The sequence below is a fragment of the Candidatus Cloacimonadota bacterium genome (assembly GCA_012516855.1).
Lineage (GTDB): Bacteria > Cloacimonadota > Cloacimonadia > Cloacimonadales > Cloacimonadaceae > Syntrophosphaera.
The window spans coordinates 1-1606 of the sequence record JAAYWB010000118.1 but is presented as its reverse complement, the minus strand read 5'-3'; the positions used below and the strand labels follow the sequence as shown (position 1 = coordinate 1606).

General features: G+C 61.3%; 1 protein-coding gene. It reads left to right on the top strand.

The genetic code is table 11. From position 1 onward, the window contains the following. The first annotated feature begins 146 nt into the window (after nucleotides 1–146). Nucleotides 147–1121: an IS5 family transposase gene (locus GX466_09310; protein ID NLH94393.1), complete on the top strand. Its 975-nt coding sequence runs from the start codon at nucleotides 147–149 to the stop codon at nucleotides 1119–1121. The last annotated feature ends 485 nt before the right edge of the window (nucleotides 1122–1606 follow it).

The window sequence follows — 1606 nt, the reverse complement described above, 5'->3', positions numbered from 1 at the left end:
GCAACTCCCTTCCCGGCCGGGGTCCCATCAAGTGAGCCGCCACCAAAGCGCCTTGGCACTCAGCCGTATCCACCATCGGGGGTGCGCCGAACCTAAGGCAATGCTGAACAAGTCCACGGCCGACGCGGGTCGAGCGTTAATTGGCGATGAAACAGCAGACCCTGTCGATGGCCGCCGATCAAGGCGCGGGATACGAGCACTACCGCAGGCCCACACGGCGAGAGGAGTTCCTCAAGACCATGAATGCCATCGTGCCGTGGGCGGCACTGTGTGAAGTCATCGAGCCCTATTACCCCAAGGCCGGCAACGGGCGCCCGCCCATCGGCCTGGAGCGCATGTTGCGCATCCACTTCATCCAGCACTGGTTCAATCTGGCTGACCTGGCTTGTGAAGAAGCGCTCTATGACAGTGCTAGCCTGCGCCGCTTCGTGGGAATCGATCTGGGCCGTGAGCCCGTGCCCGACGCCACCACCTTGCTCAAGTTTCGCCGCCTGCTCAATGAGCACAAACTGGGCGAAGCCCTGTTTACCAAAGTCGGCCAGGAGTTGCAGGCGCGAGGCTTCAAGGTCAACACCGGCACCATCGTGGACGCCACCATCATCGGCGCCCCAAGCTCGACCAAGAACGCCGACAAGACGCGGGACCCCGAGATGCACCAGACCCGCAAGGGTCAGCAATGGTATTTCGGCATGAAGTTGCATATCGGTGTGGACAGTCAATTGGGCATGGCGCACAGCGCCGTGGTCACTGCCGCCAACTTGCACGACAAGCACCCCTTGCCCGATCTGCTGCACGGTAACGAGCAGCGCGTCTACGGCGACAGCGCCTACGCCAGCCAGAAGGCGCTGATCGAGGGCAAGGCGCCCAAGGCCCGGGACTTCACGAACCAGCGCACCCGCCGAGGCGGCATCGTTGATGAAGCCGTGAGGGTCAGGAACCGCAACAAGTCGCGCATCCGCTCGCGGGTGGAGCACGTATTCGGCGTGGTCAAGCGGTTGTGGGGCTTTGGCAAAGTGCGCTACCGCGGGCTGCAGAAGAACGCCACGCGCGCATTCACCGCTCTGGCACTGGCCAACATTTACCTTGGCCGACAACGCTTGATGGCACAGGTGCGCCCATAAGGGCGGCAAACGGGCCGAAAGGCTGGGAATCAGACCCAATAGCTCATCGGAAGTGCCGGTCTGGGACACCTTTTGAATCGAATCAGCTCGTCATGAATCTGAACAGCGCTTTTTGACGGGCTTGTTCAGCGTTGCCTTAGGGAAAACTGACACCGTTGCTGTGTCGCGAGTGGGCCTGAATCAGATCGACACCACTTGCAGAAATAAGGGGCCGGGCGGCGCACGTGCCGGACATAGCCGATTAAAAAATATCGAAGCCAAGCAGCCCGAATGCACTGCCAACTCCCCAACACGTCGCGCAGACTTGAAAACGGCTACTCAATCCACTGTTCGAGATCAAACCTGAATTGGACAAGGCTCAGGCGCCGGATGGTTTATGTGCGCCAACACCAGGCACTCGCGCAGCAGTTGCGTCACCCGCGACGGCGCGGGCGAGCGACGGGTGATGCCGGAGAAGCGGCAGGCGTAGCGAAACAGCTCCGGCT